The sequence below is a fragment of the Chryseobacterium sp. G0162 genome, from assembly GCF_003815715.1.
In the GTDB taxonomy this organism is placed as follows: Bacteria; Bacteroidota; Bacteroidia; order Flavobacteriales; family Weeksellaceae; genus Chryseobacterium.
Genome location: NZ_CP033922.1, coordinates 2,960,030 through 2,975,425, shown reverse-complemented (window position 1 = coordinate 2,975,425; position 15,396 = coordinate 2,960,030). Strand labels below are relative to the sequence as shown.

Here is a 15,396-nt window from a genome sequence, read left to right as displayed (position 1 = left end):
ACGATTGCAAAATCGTGGTTTTTTTATTGCATTTTCAATACTTCAATGCTTTTTATTATTAAATTTGTGATAAATACCATCACTGAATGAAGAAAATTCTATCTTTTTTATTTATATTTCACATATTCACCTCTCTTTTTGCACAATTAGACAGAGAACATTGGTTTGCTCCCATGATAGACCGATCTGGAGCTTCCAATCCCTATCAGAAGCTCTACTTGTCTACCAGCCGCACAACCCCTTTTCCTGTAAACATCTATAACAATAATGTTCTGATCGGAACAGTGAACATCAGTAAAAATAATCCTCAGAAATTTGATGTCTTAAGGAATTATATCATTACCACACAGCAGACAGATTTATTTACTCCTACCACAAAAGGATTATATCTGAAGGCAGAATTTCCATTTTATGCAAACCTAAGATTTTCAGTATTTAATCATGCCGAAATCATTACCTCTAAGGGCATTCCATCCACTGGAAAAAGTTTCTTTGCAGCATCAGCTCCTATCAGTGTAAATAATGATATTCTGAATTTTATGACCAGTATTCTGGCAACAGAAGATAACACTACGGTTAGCATTACCGGTTACAGCCCACTTGTACAATTCTCAAACGGAACTACAGGGGCTACCAATCCTACCATAAACATCGCTTTAAACAAAGGACAATCCTATATTATTGATGGTATTGGAAATAGTACCGGAAACTTTGATGGATTTATCGGAGCTAAAATCACCTCAAACAAACCCATTAATGTCACTAATGGAAATTTCAACGGTCAATATGCTGGAAACTTCCCTACCAGTTCTGATATTTTAATGGATCAGGCTGTACCTGTTGACAGGCTTGGAAATGAATTTGCTCTCGTTAAAGGTAACGGAAGTATTGGAGCCAATATGGAAGGAGCTGTTATTATTGCTACCCAGGATAATACCCAGATCTATGTAAATAATGAACTAACCCCTATCGCTACATTGAATACTGGGAAGTATTTTGTAATTCCTGATTCTAAATACAGTCTTCAGGGCGGTGGTCATTATAATTTATATATCAAAACCTCTAAGAATGCCTATGTTTACCAGATTTTAGCAGGAGATTCGAATACAGGAAATGAAGTTGCTACAGGAGGTTTCAATTTCATTCCTGCATTAAATTGCTATCTTCCCAAGCAGATCAATGAGCTTGGTCTTATCAATGAAAACTTTGTTCATTCGAATATAAACCCATCAGGAGTTCTCAATATTCCCACAAAGCTGAATCTTGTTACAGAAAAAGGAGCTATAGTTACCGTAAATGGAGGAACTCCACCAGCTTCTACCGGTCCTTACAATATGACAGGCACCAACAATTGGGTTACTTATGGAATTCCCAATGTGACTGGAACAATAACAATCGTTTCCAGTAAAGCTATTACTGCGGGAATCACAGCAGGAAGTGACGCGGTAGGATACGGAGGTTTCTTTGCGGGCTTTCCTACCCAACCCGTTATTTTAAAAACAGGAGGTTCATGTATTCCTGGAATTGAGCTTACTATAGATCCCATCATTTATGATACCTATCAATGGTACAGAAACGGGATCGCAATTTCCGGAGCAAATAGCTCTTCAATTGTTCCTACCCAATCCGGATATTATACTTGCTCTGTTACCATGGGAAGCTGTGCTCCTTTGGTTACTGAACAATATAAAGTAACAAATTGTATGAAGCTGACAACAACATCTTATGATGTATGCACTTCACAAATAATTACCCCAACCTTCAGTAATTCAACACAAGTTCCTGTGGCCTCTACTGTGGCCATCACTTCTCCACCAGCATTGGGTACAGTGGTAATAAATCCTACCACAGGAATCATTACTTATACTGTCAATACTCCCGGCACAGCAGGAATTGATACATTTACCTATACTTTCTGTGGCAATGACCCTGATTTCCCTGACTGTGAAACAGTAACCGTAAATATCAATATTAAAGCGATCATAGCTACCAATGCTGTATTATTTGCCTGTGATGTAAATGGAAAAGGAACATTTAACCTTACAACCGCCAGTGTAACAACAAACAATCCTGTTACTAAAACCTATTATCCAACCTTGGCAGATGCACAAACAGAAAATCCTGCAGCCCAAATCACTACTCCCAATGCCTATTCCGCAGCAAATGGTACAATCATCTATGTGGTAATCAAAAATACACTTGGGTGTAAAAGCATTGCCCAAGTAACATTAAGTTTTTATAATAAAGCCATTGTACCAGATAATTATAATGGGACATTCTGCGATGATAATTTCGATGGAACTGTAAATATAACCCTCACTAACATCACTCCTATTGTTCTTAATAATCCGAATTATTTTACCGTAAGATACTATGCAAATTTGGCTGATGCCAATGCAGGAAACGCTAACACACTGCCTAATAACTGGAGTTATACCGCAACCACAACAATCTATATCAGAGTAGATTCTCCTGACGGATGCTCCCCTGTTGTTAAACCTTTACAATTCAGTATCGGAAACAGAATAAAACTAGCAAGTCAGGCAGTCACAGAAAATGTATGTGATGATGACCTGGATGGAATAAAAACAGTAAATCTTTCCCAATTTATTCCTCTGTTTACACTAGATCCCAATGTGACCTTTACATTTCATGGAACCTTAGCTGATGCACAAAACAATGTCAATCCATTAGCTGCAACAGTCAATATTACCACCCCACAAACATTTTATATCCGTTTTGAAAAAAATGGTGTTTGCCCGGAAGTGGCCTCTATTAAAATTACTATTAAAATTCCTAAAACTTCGCCTCTTCTTGCAGATCAGATGATTTGTCCTAAAACAACCACAACACTGAATGCGGGTCCGGGATTTGACAAATACTTATGGAGCACGGGAGCCACTACCCCTTCCATTACTAATGTACCTGCAGGCAGCTATTGGGTAGAACTTACCTCTAATGGATGTACTTATAAACAGCATGTAAATGTGACAGAATACACCATCCCAACGATCACTTCCATTGAAATTGACGGAACAACAGTGAAAATTGGTGCAAGTGGTGGCAACCCACCTTATGAATACTCTTTGGATGGGATTGTATGGCAATCTTCAAATATTTTCTATGATGTACCAAGAGGCCCTCATTATGTAGTGGTAAGAGACGCTAAAATGTGCGCAGAAGTAAAAAAGGAATTTGCTATTATTAACCTTATCAATACCATTACTCCAAATGGTGATGGGCGTAATGAGCAAATAGACTATTCAGCGTTAATGGCTAATGAGAATCTGGTATTCAGAATCTTTGACCGATATGGAGCTGAAATCTTCCGGGGTACCCGTGAAAACCGATTTACCTGGGATGGAAGAGTGGGAGGCAGATATACTCCTACGGCAACTTATTGGTACTTTATCAGCTGGACAGAATTTGGTTCTACAGTTTCAATAAAATACTCAAGCTGGTTATTGGTAAGACACAGATAAAACATCTAAAAGGCTGAAAAAGAGCAACATTCTTTCAACCTTTTATGGTATATTCCGGTTTAGATTCAAAATGAAAATATGTTTATAACATTCATTAACAATTCAATACTAAAGTTTAATATAACTTTAACCACTATTCTTTATCTAATTAAGCACAAATTGCTGTATTTCTATGTAATTTTGCCAATTATATGAAGAAACTGTTTACTCTGCTGCTGCTGATTTTTCTGGCAAAAATCAATGCTCAAATATATTCCGGTGAAGTATTTCTAAGGGATAACTCCATCCTTTATCTTAACCAGGTATATGTTACCAATCTTAATACCCAAAAAACTGTTCTTGCGGACTTCAACGGTAATTTCAATGTCCCGGCCAATCCCGGAGATGTTATCCGTTTTACCTCTATTGTTACGGAAAGAAAGGATATTAAAATGACTCCTCAGTTATTGGGGCAGAAAAATCTTGTAGAACTGAAAGTAGCTTATTATGAGATTCAGGAAATTGTGCTCAGCAGATTTAAACCTACAGGAAACCTAAGATATGATGTAAACTCTCTCAGAAAAGAAGATAAAGCCCTTGCAATTAAAAAAGTTATCGGACTTCCTGAACCTAAAGGAGATGGAACCCCTCCTGAGCTTCCGGTTGCGGGATTAAGGGATGGCGGACTAACCTTTAGCCTTGAAAGTATCTATGATATGCTTTCTGGTGAAAGAAAGAAGAAGCAGCGTTATCAGGCTTACGAGAATATGAATACCTCCATCACTCAGGTTAAAAATTATTTAGGGAAGGACTATTTTGCTAAATTTAAAATACCTGAAAACCTGATCGATAACTTTTTACAGTTTGTGTATACTTCGGAAAACATCCAGCCTTATGTATTGGCTGGAAACTTTGAAGCCATCAAAATTCCTATAGAAAAATATATGCCTATCTACCAGAAGAGATTAAGAAGTTCACATCTCCAGGAAGTCATAGCACCCCAACAGACCGAGAAATAACAATTCACATTTATACAAAAATCCATGTAGTTTTACATGGATTTTTCTTTTACACCAATGTGGGCACCTATTGTCAATCATTCACTTTTCACATAAAACATTTCACTTATATTCAAAAATATGTTTAATTTTATATCACGATAATGTGTTTAAAATAAAAACAATACTATTTCGTTATCCTACTAAAAGACTAATTGACCCAAACACAAATTAAGAAAAAGTACCTAATTTTTAACTTAATATTATATTAATGAAAAAAATACTTTTACTTCTTGCCTCGGTCTTGTTTTTCAGCGTGTATGCCCAAAAGAAGGGAAAAGATTACAGCGAAATTCTGAAAAGCAATAATATATATGAAATCAATGCATTCTTAAGAGACGCTCATCCTGATGATCCCAGAAGATCTGTCCTAAAACCAAGGGTTATGGAAATGATGAAAGAATACATCAAAAATGCTCATCCCGAAGATCAGAAAGTGAAAGACATGCAGGAAATGCTGGCCTTATTAAGAAGAAGACCTTCTACAAAAATCACCTTTGATGAAATGAATGCTATTATCAAACAGAAACAGATTGCCAAATATAAAGCTGAACTTGCCGCCAAAAAATCAACAGAAACTTATACTCCAAGCAACGCTCAAAATACATTTGTGGTGAACACAGCAGCTAATGCTGCAATTCCTAATGCAGAAGCCGAGGAATTTAATATGCTTATGAATATCTCTCCTATTGAACATCAAAACAAAACCGTCAAAATCCTTAATTCCTTATTTGATAATGATCCCAATGCTAAAGAATGTATTGTTCTTATCCAAAATCAATCTGACTGCAATATTATTGTAAGGATGGAAAGTGTTGGTACAATTAAATACAGACTCGCCGTTCCGGCCCATAAGGACAACTCCATCGTAGTAGAAAAAGGACAGTATCTTTTCACAAGTTTGGTATGTGGTGCGCAGTATGCATCACAAAAAACTATTCAAAAGCCAATTATGGTTGCTTTAGGCAGCGCAACAGCAAAATAATCAAAACAATATCATAGCCTCACCATAGGTCTTTTAACTTTAAAAGACCTCAATTCTGTGTAAATTTTATTACTTTTGCAGTCATTTTATACATGACTCAATGGGCAAGAATAAATTAGCAAGATTTGCAGAAAACAAGATACTACCGAATGTAATTCAACCAACACGGGAAGATGCTTTAGAAGGCTTTGAACTTAAAGGAAAATGGAGAGAAAATTTCTTTAAAAATGACAACCCGATTGTTCTGGAGCTAGGCTGTGGAAAAGGAGAATACTCTGTAGGGTTAGCCAAAACATTTCCAGAAAAGAACTTTATCGGGATTGATATTAAAGGGGCAAGATTCTGGTTCGGAGCAAAAGAGGCAGTGGAAAACGGGATGACTAATGTTGCCTTTTTAAGATCGCAGATTGAACTTGTAGATCATTTCTTTGCTGAAAATGAAGTGGATGAGATCTGGATTACCTTCCCGGATCCACAAATCAAATACAAAAGAACAAAACATAGATTGACACACCCGGACTTTTTAGCCCGTTATAAAAAATTCCTGAAGCCAGGAGGAATTATCCATTTGAAAACTGACTCAGAATTCCTTCATGGATATACTCTAGGATATTTACAGGGAGCAGGATATGAAATCATTACCGCTCACCATGATATCTATGGAGCTCCGGAATATGATCCTAATACGCCCCATTTGAGAGATATTCAAACGTATTATGAACAGCTATTCTCAGCAAAAGGAAAAACAATAACCTACATAAAATTCCGAATCAACTGATGAAATAAACGAAACACTATTGATGAAAAAAAAATTTTTGACGATTTTATTTTTCACTTTCCTTACCCCCGGCTTTACCTCCGCACAAAAAGGCAGTAAAGACATTTTAAAAAGCACAAATATTAAGGAAATTGAAGAATATCTTAAGACCGCACACCCTGACGATCCTAAAAAAAGTGTGCTGAAACCTAAGCTCATTGCTTTAAAAAACTCTGAATGGACAAAGGGAGCAAGGACTGCCAAACCAATGGAAACAAGGCCCGTTATCGCAGATATTCCAAAAAATGCGATGAAAGATCCCAATTCTAATGAAGCGGAAGAATTTAGGCGTTTAATTGCCGAAACATCTGCAGAACATAGAGAGAAAACTGAGCAGCTTCTCAATACAATGCTCAATGAGGATATTACCAAAAAAGAATCCATTCTTTTATTTAAGAATAACTCGGACTGTAATATTGTTCTCCGGATAGAAGGAAATGATTATTATAATCTTGCCGTACCTGCTCACGGAGAAAATTTTATTGTAATTAATAAAGGTTCTTATACACTGAACAGTAATGTCTGTGACATGAAGTACTTCTCTCAAAAAGATATAAAAAGAAGTATCTTTGTAACCATAGATAATCCAGGTCAGCCAGGTGCTCAGCAAGCCTCACCCACAAAGGCACCCTCTGAAAAACCATTAAAAAAAAGAAAAAAATAAACAGGTATGAAAAAGTTATTAGTTCTGACTGGGATTTCAATGATCCTTACCAGCTGTAGTGTTAATTATGGTGGTTATCCCATTAGAAATCCCTATCCTACCAATACTGGTGGTGGCAGTGTAGCTAATACAGAGAGAGAATATAATGAACTGATGAAAACCTATAAGCCTGAAACAGCTGAAGTGCTGAGTGACCTTCTCAATAATGATGATCCAGGTAATCCCAGAACATCCATTTCTGTAGAAAACAAATCTCCCTGCAATATGGTTCTTACAATAAGTGGAAACGGATTCTTTAAAAAGATCCCTATAGGTGCCGGAAAAATTGGGTATACAATGGTCACTAAGAACCAAAACTACAGTTTATCCGGTATGCTTTGTAATTCAAGATATCAATCTAATAAGTATATAACAACCTCTTATACTATAACACTTCGAAACTAAAAATAGAACTGCAGAATTCTGCAGTTTTTTTATTTTTAATATTTACTTACAGATAAAACAGGCAGCATATAAACCTCTAAGATGCTTATTGTCTACTTTGTCCATAAATGATTATAAATAAAAATGTAAATAACATAAAATCAAAAAGTTATTATATAAAACATACAAAGTAATAAATATCTATTTTTAAAAAATAATTGCGGTAGCCGAAAAGCATACAGAGTAGGACAAGTCAAAACTAAAAACCATGAAAAATTTAAAAAGAATTCCAAGGAATGCCTTAAAAACAATTAAAGGAGGATTTAAATTATGTACACAAGGCTGTAATACCGACATAGGAGAAATATGCTGTGGGGTTGTATGTAAGGTGAGAGAAGTCTTAACACCAGAAGATCCTACTATTCCATCGGTTGTTATCTGTCCAAAAAGATAAACTAAAACAAAAAAACGCTGGATCGAAATCCAGCGTTTTTCCTATATTAAAGAAAATCTTTAATTATTCAGCATCGAAATCAGCATCTGTATCAGCAGATACTTTTTCTCCTTCTTCTTTAGATTTTTCTTTATCAGCTTTTCTTTGAGACTGACCTTCTTTGATAGAATCAGAAACAATGCTCAAGATCATATCAATAGATTTAGAAGCATCATCGTTTCCTGGGATAACGAAGTCAACTTTTCTAGGGTCAGAGTTTGTATCAACGATACCGAAAACTGGAATACCAAGTTTCTTAGCTTCAGTTACCGCGATATGTTCTCTTAAGATATCAACTACAAAGATTGCAGAAGGAAGTCTAACCATGTCAGAGATAGAACCTAAGTTTTTCTCTAAGTTAGCTCTTTGTCTGTCAACTTGTAATCTTTCTTTTTTAGATAAAGTTTCGAACGTACCGTCTTTTTTCATTTTGTCGATAGAGTTCATCTTCTTTACCGCCTTTCTGATAGTAACGAAGTTCGTTAACATACCACCTGGCCATCTTTCTGTAATATAAGGCATATTAAGTTCAGAAGCGTGTTTTGCAACCACTTCTTTCGCTTGCTTCTTAGTAGCTACGAAAAGAACTTTTTTACCTGCAGAAGTTAATTTTTCTAAAGCGCTGCACGCTTCATCCAATTTAACTGCTGTTTTATGTAAGTCTACAATGTGAATACCGTTCTTCTCCATAAAAATGTATGGAGCCATATTTGGGTTCCACTTTCTAGTCATGTGACCGAAGTGTACACCAGCCTCTAAAAGGTCTTTTACATTTGCTTTTGCCATGTTTTCTGTTTTTGTTAGTTTACTTTCCGTTTTTTAAACAATCAACAACTTCTTTAGATGGGAGAAGCGTTTGGATGCTAAACGTAACGGGCAATTGGCGCTTTGCTTATTGCTTTTGGCAATGGGCTCTTCGCCGAGATTAAGTTTAAATAAAATGTAGTACATTTCTGTAGCCAATAGCCAAAAGCCATTCGCCAACAGCAAATCTTAACGTTTTGAGAATTGGAATCTCTTTCTTGCTTTTTTCTGACCTGGCTTCTTTCTTTCCACCATTCTTGCGTCTCTTGTAAGTAAACCAGCTGGCTTTAATGCTAATCTGAACTCAGCGTTGATTTCGCATAAAGCTCTAGAAATACCTAATCTGATAGCTTCTGCCTGACCTGTATTACCTCCACCGAATACGTTTACGGTAACGTCATACTGACCAACAGTCTCAGAAAGGATGAACGGTTGGTTTAATTTGTAAACCATCACGTCTGTAGAGAAATATTCTTTAGCATCTTTACCGTTTACTGTAATGTTTCCAGAACCTGGTCTTACATAAACTCTTGCTACAGAAGTTTTTCTTCTTCCGATTTTGTGAACTATAGACATAATTAATTATTTAAATTCGTTAACATTAATTGTTTTTGGCTGTTGAGCTTCATGTTTGTGCTCAGTTCCTTCATACAAATAAAGGTTCTTAAGGATAGCAGATCCTAATCTGTTTTTAGGTAACATACCTTTTACAGACTTCTCTAATACCTTTAAAGAATCTTTCTTTTGAAGTTCAGCCGCAGTCATAGACTTCTGTCCACCAGGGTATCCTGTATGCCAGATATAAGTCTTATCAGCCCACTTGTTTCCGGAAAGCGTAATTTTCCCAGCATTCAAAACGATTACGTTATCACCACAATCTACGTGAGGTGTAAAATTCGTTTTGTGCTTACCTCTCAAAATCTTTGCAACCGTAGAAGCTAGTCTTCCTAACGGCTGTCCTTCAGCGTCTACCACAACCCATTCTTTATTAGCAGTAGCTTTGTTCGCTGAAACAGTTTTGTAACTTAATGTATTCACACGTTTTAGTTAAAGATTAAACATAATTTACCCCTAAAAGGGTGTGCAAAGGTACAAATTATTTTTGTAACCCAAAAACATATTTTATTTAATCTATAAAATATCGGATAATCAACCCTGTAGCAATAGATTTTAGCACTATTTATACTTTTGGCACAAAACTTGCAAAATGTTGTGGCGATGAAAAAAAAACGTTTAGAAGGTTCTAAAAGCACGAAGATGATAAAGCAAGAGTTTCTTCCCTCAACTCTTTCTTTATTGCCTTTTCTCTAAAATTCCTGTAAAATATTATTCTTTAGTTCACTCCTCTAAACTTATTAGAAAAGGCATTCATAACTATCATTAGTATTAATTCCATTCGGTTTCAAGAATAATTACTCCTCAATTTTAATTTTTCTTTAAGGATTTCTTCAAAAGAGTATTGATATCATTATTTATTTCCTGAAATAATTATCTTTGCCACACAAACAAGTACCATGAGCCACGGAAAGATCCGAGAAGATAAAACCTGCCTGAATTGCGGGCATCAAGTAGAAGAAAGATTCTGCCCTCATTGCGGACAGGAAAATACTGAACGCAGACAGCCTTTCTATTTTCTTTTCACCCATTTTATCGAAGACTTTACCCATTATGATGGCCAGTTCTGGGGAACGGTAAAGAATTTATTATTTAGCCCCGGGAAACTAACAAACACTTATCTCGAAGGAAAGCGACAGAAATTCGTACCCCCTGTAAAGCTCTATATTTTTGTCAGTTTTATTACATTCTTCCTATTTGCATTATTTCCTCCTTTTAATGTCAATTATGGACATACAAAAAAAGAGGAACACAATGTTCCTCAAGCTACCCCAGTCAAAAACCAGGTCGTGCAAAACATTGTCGAAGGGATTGAAATAGAAAAGCTGAGAGTAAAAGATTCTGCGAAAATAACACAACTTAATCAAGCACAGAACTACATACAAGATTCTTTGAAGAAAGACAGCTTCCAAGAAGGTCTTATAAGCACATTGGATACCAATAATAAAATAGCTGATGACACCAATTATCGGGGATACAAGACTCAGGAGGAATATGATAAAGGAACAGCCAATAAAAAAAATATTTTTAGTTTTATCAATGATGCTTTTGCCCGTAAATTCTTCAGTCTAAAAGAAGAAGGTGTTAAAAAAGGAGATATTCTAAGAAATCTGGTAGAAACTTCTTTTCACAATCTGCCTAAAGCCCTATTCATCTATCTCCCAATTTTTGCATTCTTTTTATGGATATTTCATAGCAAAAGAAAATGGTGGTATTTTGACCATGGCATTTTCACTCTGCATTATTTTTCATTTTTACTTGTAAGCATTTTGATATTAGCACTGCTCATTAAAGCTGCAGGCTTATTATCGGAATATACATTTTTCCCTTCTTTACTATCACTGATTATATTTATAATTTCGGCATACGGACTCATTTATTTCTTCATTGCCCATCGCCGGGTCTACAAATCACATGGTATTGTAAGTATTATGATTGGTGGAATTATATTCTTTCTCAATCTGTTTGCATTCATATTCTTAGCTACAGGATTGGCATTAGTAAGTTTTCTGATGCTCCATTAAATAAAAAAAGAGGCTGTCGTATCGGACAGCCTCTTTTATTTTATTTTCTTAATGACTTAGTGGCCCTAAAACTTGCTATTACATAATAGGCTACAAAGACCATCGAAAATTTCAGAATAGATGGAATCGCCAGTTCGAGCTTAAATAGTAAAGTACCTATCAGAACCAAAATAGCCATGGCTAAAAAAGACAGGCCTAGTTTCTTAGGCAATGTAAAATCCGGAGTATCCAGATAATAAGCAATTCCCCACGCCGCCCCGAAGGCAACGGCATAATAAAGTTCCAGTCCCATATTATCTGAACTTAAAAAGAAATAATTGATAAGGAAGCTTACTACTGTTCCCAATGCGAAATATATCAAAGCTTTTTGCATGTCTGTAAAATATGGTGCAAAAGTAGAGATTTTAATTTGAGTAATTAAGGATCTATCAATTTCTAAATAAAATCTGGAAGTCATTTTTAATTCTGTAACTACCGAACTATAAGACTTTCAAATTCTCAAACCTAAAATTGGAGCTATTTTATTAAATAAACCAATTTAAACATATGATAATCAGCTTAATAAAATCAAACACAGGGTTGTTTTTTTATTATTATATTTGAAAACTTAGAAACTTTCTAGAATTTTTATGGAAACCCAAAAATATACTCCAACCAACAAGGTAAGAATCGTAACCGCTGCGTCATTATTTGACGGACATGACGCTGCGATCAATATTATGCGTCGTGTCATTCAGGGAACTGGATGTGAAGTGATTCACTTAGGACATGACAAATCAGCAGAGGAAGTTGTAAACACAGCGATCCAGGAAGATGCCAATGCTATAGCATTAACTTCATATCAAGGAGGGCACAATGAATATTTCAAATATATCTATGATCTTTTAAGAGAAAAAAATTCACCACAGATCAAAATTTTTGGTGGCGGTGGTGGTGTTATCCTTCCGGAAGAGATTAAAGACCTGATGTCTTATGGAATTGATAGAATCTATTCTCCGGATGATGGCCGTGAACTTGGCCTTCAGGGAATGATTGATGATCTGGTACACCGTTCAGATTTTGCAACAGGAAAAGATGTAACAGCCGATGATCTGGACTTAATCAATTTTGAAAATTCAACAAGTATTGCCAGAATTATCTCTGCCGTTGAGAACTTTTCAGAAGAAAAACCTGAATTGGTAAAAGCGATTGATGAGAAATCAAAAGATTTAAATATTCCAATCATTGGAATTACAGGAACCGGAGGGGCTGGAAAATCATCTTTAACGGATGAATTGGTAAGACGTTTCCTACGTTCCAACACCGATAAAAAAATCGCAATTATTTCTATTGATCCTTCTAAAAAGAAAACCGGAGGAGCTCTTCTTGGAGACAGAATCCGTATGAATGCGATTAATGATCCAAGAGTATACATGCGTTCAATGGCCACAAGAGAAAACAACGTTTCTGTTTCTCCATTTATCCATTCTGCACTGAATGTATTGAAACTGGCGCATCCGGATGTGATCATTCTTGAAACTTCAGGGATTGGGCAATCAGGATCAGAGGTTTCTGATTTTGCAGATGTTTCCATGTATGTAATGACTCCTGAATATGGTGCTTCTACACAGCTGGAAAAAATTGACATGTTAGATTATGCTGATCTGGTGGCATTAAACAAATCCGACAAACGAGGGGCTCTTGACGCGCTTCAGGCGGTAAGAAAGCAGTTCCAGAGAAACCATCTTTTATGGGAAAGCCCATTGGAGGATATGCCTGTATATGCTACAAAAGCATCTCAGTTCAATGACCATGGAACAACAGAACTTTACAACAGATTGGTTTCAAAAGTAAATGATAAGTTTACTGACTTAGAACTTAAGACTTTCGTTGAGCAGGAAATTACAGATGAAGTAACCATCATTCCACCCAAAAGAGTGCGTTACCTTTCTGAAATTGTTGAAAACAACAAACAATATGATGCTAATGTTGAGAAACAAGCTGAATTAGCAAGAAAATTATACCATATTGAAGGGGTAAAAAATATTATTTCTAATGAAGCTTTAGATATTGAATATCAAAAAGCAGAAAAAGAACTTCAGCAGGAAAATATTGATTTCCTGAAAACATGGGATGATACAAAAAAAGCGTTCCATGCAGAGTTTTACTCCTATTTTGTAAGAGGAAAAGAAATTAAAGTAGAAACTTCTACAGAATCTTTATCTCACCTAAGAATTCCAAAAATTGCTTTACCAAAATACAACGATTGGGGTGATCTGATTCAATGGAAAGGCCAGGAAAACCTTCCGGGAAGCTTCCCTTATACTGCCGGAATTTATCCGTTTAAAAGAACAGGTGAAGACCCAACAAGAATGTTTGCGGGAGAAGGTGGCCCGGAAAGAACCAACCGAAGATTTCATTATGTATCTGCAGAAATGCCTGCAAAACGTTTATCTACGGCTTTTGACTCGGTAACATTATACGGGCAGGATCCAGCTTTACCACCAGACATCTATGGTAAGATTGGTAATGCAGGGGTTTCCATTGCGACTTTGGATGATGCTAAAAAACTATATTCTGGATTTGATCTGGTGAATGCATTGACTTCAGTTTCCATGACCATCAATGGTCCAGCTCCAATGCTATTGGCATTCTTCATGAATGCTGCCATTGACCAGAATGTTGAAAAATACATTAAAGAAAATGGATTAGAAGCTAAGGTAGAAGCTAAACTTAAAGAAAAATTCGACGATAAAGGATTAGAAAGACCAAAATATAAAGGTGAACTTCCTCCATCTAATAACGGATTAGGATTACAACTTTTAGGATTAACCGGTGATGAAATTATCCCTGCAGAGGTATATGCTGAAATTAAGGCTAAAACAATTGCTACCGTTCGTGGTACTGTTCAGGCTGACATTTTAAAGGAAGATCAGGCTCAGAATACCTGTATCTTCTCAACTGAATTTGCCTTAAGATTAATGGGTGACGTTCAGGAATATTTCATCAAAGAAAAAGTGAGAAACTTCTACTCTGTTTCCATTTCCGGTTATCACATTGCTGAAGCAGGGGCTAATCCTGTCTCTCAGCTGGCATTTACATTGGCCAATGGTTTCACTTATGTGGAATACTATCTGTCAAGAGGAATGGATATCAATGATTTTGCTCCGAACCTATCCTTCTTCTTCTCTAACGGTATTGACCCTGAATATTCAGTGATCGGACGTGTAGCCAGAAGAATCTGGGCAAAAGCAATGAAACTGAAATATGGTGCAGATGAAAGAAGCCAGATGTTGAAATATCATATTCAGACTTCAGGACGTTCTCTTCACGCTCAGGAAATTGATTTCAATGATATCAGAACTACCCTTCAGGCACTTTATGCGATCTATGATAACTGTAATTCACTTCACACGAATGCTTATGATGAAGCCATCACGACTCCTACAGAACAATCGGTAAGAAGAGCAATGGCGATTCAGCTGATTATCAATAAAGAACTAGGTCTTGCTAAAAACGAGAACCCACTTCAGGGATCTTTCATTATCGAAGAGCTAACGGACCTTGTAGAAGAGGCAGTATATGCAGAATTTGACAGAATCACAGAAAGAGGAGGTGTTCTTGGAGCTATGGAAACGATGTACCAGCGTTCTAAGATCCAGGAAGAATCTATGCATTATGAATGGTTGAAACACACAGGAGAATATCCAATCATCGGGGTGAATACATTCCTTGGAAAAGACGGTTCTCCAACCGTACTTCCGGGAGAGGTTATCCGTTCTACCGAAGAAGAAAAACAGGCACAGATTGAATCTCTTCACAATTTCCAGAAAGCTAATGAAGAAAAATCTGAAGAAGCGTTGAGAAAACTTCAGCATGCAGCAATCAACCAGCAGAACTTATTTGAAGTAATGATTGATGCGGTTAAATTCTGCTCTTTGGGACAAATCACCAATGCTTTATTTGAAGTGGGTGGTAAGTACAGAAGAAATATGTAAGATAAGATGTACCTTGTTAATTAATATAACAAAACCTAACAGGATTCAGAACCCTGTTAGGTTTTTATTATAGAA

Annotated in this window: 13 protein-coding genes; 9 read left to right on the top strand and 4 right to left on the bottom strand. The window is 36.2% G+C overall.

Annotation, left to right across the window (positions count from 1 at the left end):
* Positions 1-86 precede the first annotated feature (86 nt).
* The 7 genes from EG344_RS13520 to EG344_RS13490 all read left to right on the top strand — a co-directional run bounded on the left by EG344_RS13520 (position 87) and on the right by EG344_RS13490 (position 7,862).
* The gene (locus tag EG344_RS13520) at positions 87-3,482 is read left to right on the top strand and encodes a T9SS type B sorting domain-containing protein (RefSeq protein WP_164464434.1); all 3,396 of its coding nucleotides are present in this window, start codon (positions 87-89) and stop codon (positions 3,480-3,482) included.
* A gap of 191 nt (positions 3,483-3,673) precedes the next feature.
* Positions 3,674-4,480: a hypothetical protein gene (locus EG344_RS13515; RefSeq protein ID WP_123909869.1), complete on the top strand. Its 807-nt coding sequence runs from the start codon at positions 3,674-3,676 to the stop codon at positions 4,478-4,480.
* Positions 4,481-4,730: 250 nt separating this feature from the next.
* Entirely contained in the window at positions 4,731-5,504 is a 774-nt protein-coding gene (locus EG344_RS13510; protein ID WP_123909868.1) for a DUF6759 domain-containing protein, read from the top strand.
* Between the two features lie 100 nt (positions 5,505-5,604).
* Positions 5,605-6,282, top strand: coding sequence for a tRNA (guanosine(46)-N7)-methyltransferase TrmB (trmB, locus tag EG344_RS13505; protein WP_123857981.1), 678 nt, complete (start codon positions 5,605-5,607; stop codon positions 6,280-6,282).
* A gap of 22 nt (positions 6,283-6,304) precedes the next feature.
* Complete coding sequence (locus tag EG344_RS13500; protein WP_228412735.1) at positions 6,305-6,985, top strand: DUF6759 domain-containing protein; 681 nt, start codon at positions 6,305-6,307, stop codon at positions 6,983-6,985.
* A 6-nt stretch (positions 6,986-6,991) separates the two neighbouring features.
* Positions 6,992-7,429: a DUF6759 domain-containing protein gene (locus EG344_RS13495; RefSeq protein WP_123909867.1), complete on the top strand. Its 438-nt coding sequence runs from the start codon at positions 6,992-6,994 to the stop codon at positions 7,427-7,429.
* Between the two features lie 247 nt (positions 7,430-7,676).
* Positions 7,677-7,862 (top strand): bacteriocin-like protein, encoded by a 186-nt coding sequence (locus EG344_RS13490; protein ID WP_123909866.1) that lies wholly within the window; start codon positions 7,677-7,679, stop codon positions 7,860-7,862.
* A gap of 63 nt (positions 7,863-7,925) precedes the next feature.
* Here EG344_RS13490 and rpsB read toward each other — a convergent pair whose 3' ends face one another.
* The 3 genes from rpsB to rplM all read right to left on the bottom strand — a co-directional run bounded on the left by rpsB (position 7,926) and on the right by rplM (position 9,743).
* Entirely contained in the window at positions 7,926-8,687 is a 762-nt protein-coding gene (gene rpsB / locus EG344_RS13485) for a 30S ribosomal protein S2 (protein WP_045501217.1), read from the bottom strand.
* Between the two features lie 207 nt (positions 8,688-8,894).
* Positions 8,895-9,281 (bottom strand): 30S ribosomal protein S9, encoded by a 387-nt coding sequence (rpsI, locus tag EG344_RS13480; protein WP_047373582.1) that lies wholly within the window; start codon positions 9,279-9,281, stop codon positions 8,895-8,897.
* Positions 9,282-9,287: 6 nt separating this feature from the next.
* A complete protein-coding gene (gene rplM, locus EG344_RS13475; protein ID WP_047385928.1) occupies positions 9,288-9,743 on the bottom strand; it encodes a 50S ribosomal protein L13 in 456 nt (151 codons plus the stop codon).
* Between the two features lie 476 nt (positions 9,744-10,219).
* Here rplM and EG344_RS13470 point away from each other — a divergent pair, with 476 nt between their 5' ends.
* A complete protein-coding gene (locus EG344_RS13470) occupies positions 10,220-11,344 on the top strand; it encodes a DUF3667 domain-containing protein (protein WP_123909865.1) in 1,125 nt (374 codons plus the stop codon).
* A 40-nt stretch (positions 11,345-11,384) separates the two neighbouring features.
* On the opposite strand, the gene EG344_RS13465 is transcribed toward EG344_RS13470, so the two are convergent.
* Complete coding sequence (locus EG344_RS13465) at positions 11,385-11,801, bottom strand: hypothetical protein (protein WP_317126471.1); 417 nt, start codon at positions 11,799-11,801, stop codon at positions 11,385-11,387.
* Between the two features lie 172 nt (positions 11,802-11,973).
* Between EG344_RS13465 and EG344_RS13460 the strand changes: the two genes are divergently transcribed.
* Complete coding sequence (locus EG344_RS13460) at positions 11,974-15,321, top strand: methylmalonyl-CoA mutase family protein (RefSeq protein ID WP_123909864.1); 3,348 nt, start codon at positions 11,974-11,976, stop codon at positions 15,319-15,321.
* Positions 15,322-15,396 lie beyond the last annotated feature (75 nt).